This window comes from Streptococcus oralis, assembly GCF_001578945.1.
Taxonomy (GTDB): Bacteria; Bacillota; Bacilli; order Lactobacillales; family Streptococcaceae; genus Streptococcus; species Streptococcus oralis_Q.
Genome location: NZ_KQ969551.1, coordinates 317984 through 319352, shown reverse-complemented (window position 1 = coordinate 319352; position 1369 = coordinate 317984). Strand labels below are relative to the sequence as shown.

2 protein-coding genes and 1 pseudogene are annotated in these 1369 nt (G+C 39.3%); all 3 read right to left on the bottom strand.

The window, feature by feature from the left end; translation table 11 throughout:
* A partial coding sequence (locus tag SORDD16_RS04225) for a signal recognition particle receptor subunit alpha (RefSeq protein WP_241733975.1) occupies nucleotides 1-573 on the bottom strand: 573 nt, incomplete at its 3' end.
* Nucleotides 574-584: 11 nt separating this feature from the next.
* Nucleotides 585-917 (bottom strand): putative DNA-binding protein, encoded by a 333-nt coding sequence (locus tag SORDD16_RS04220; protein WP_000402068.1) that lies wholly within the window; start codon nucleotides 915-917, stop codon nucleotides 585-587.
* Nucleotides 918-1123: 206 nt separating this feature from the next.
* A pseudogene (locus SORDD16_RS12300) lies at nucleotides 1124-1313 on the bottom strand (hypothetical protein); the annotation flags it as partial.
* Between the last annotated feature and the right edge of the window lie 56 nt (nucleotides 1314-1369).

The window sequence follows — 1369 nt, the reverse complement described above, 5'->3', positions numbered from 1 at the left end:
ATCAATCAAGACATAGTCGTTGTGATTGGCTTGCGCTTGCTCCAAACCTTGGCGAACAATTTCAACAGCTGGTACTTCTGTTCCAAGTGCAAAAACAGGAACATCGATCTGCTGACCAAGTGTTTTCAGCTGATCGATGGCTGCTGGACGATAAATATCCGCTGCAATCATCAAAGGACGTGCATTTTCTTCCTTCTTAAGTTTGTTAGCCAATTTACCAGCAAAGGTTGTTTTACCAGCCCCCTGCAAACCGACCATCATGATAATCGTAGGAATTTTGGGTGACTTGATAATTTCTGCCGTATCAGAACCTAAAACGGCTGTCAATTCCTCATCAACGATTTTAATAATCTGTTGTGCTGGATTAAGGGTATCAATGACGTCGTGCCCTACTGCACGCTCACGAACCTTCTTGATAAAGTCCTTTACAACAGGCAAAGCAACGTCAGCTTCCAGCAAGGCCAAACGAATCTCTTTAGTCGCTTCTTGGACATCAGCCTCAGAAATTTTTTCTTTTTTATGTAGATTTTTAAAGACGTTCTGTAAACGTTCTGTTAAACTTTCAAATGCCATTTTTCTTCCTCTTATTCTCTATTATCAATGCTTGTTAAGACTTCTATCTGCTCCTGCAGAAAGTCATCCTTGGGATAACGCTCCAAGATTTGGTCAAAAATCTGACTGCGGACAATATAGTCCGAGTACATGTGCAATTTCATCTCATAATCTTCTAGAATCTTTTCTGTCCGCTTGATATTATCATAAACAGCCTGACGACTGACACCGAACTCTTCAGCTATCTCAGCAAGACTGTAATCATCTGCATAATAAAGCTCAATATAGTTCATCTGCTTGTCTGTCAAAAGCGCAGCATAAAATTCAAAAAGCGCATTCATTCGATTGGTTTTTTCGATTTCCATAATCTTTATTATACCAAAAAAACTATCATACTGCTAGAGTAGAAGCACTTTTAATACAGTTAGAATCATAACCACCCGTCAAACGAATGGTTTGAACAAAGGCTATAAGCCCACATCATCAGCCAGCGTCTTTAGGCGCTGGTTTTTACTTTGTTCTAGCCTCACCGCTTTTGACTCGTCACTAACCTCTTAAAGAGTCCTGGGCATTACTTACCATTATCCCAAAGGGAGCTTCATACTCTTTTACACTCAAGAATCTAGTGCTATGTCATGTTTCACTCGTTCTTCTCTTTTCATACTCGTGAAGAAATCATCCACTGGATAATTTCTTTAACCTTGAATATATTTCTTAATTGTGGCTTCATTAAGTCCAACTATACTTACACAATAACCCTCTGGGCTCTATAATTTCTGTAGTGGGTAAATCCACTGTAAGAATTATGGAGCCTTTT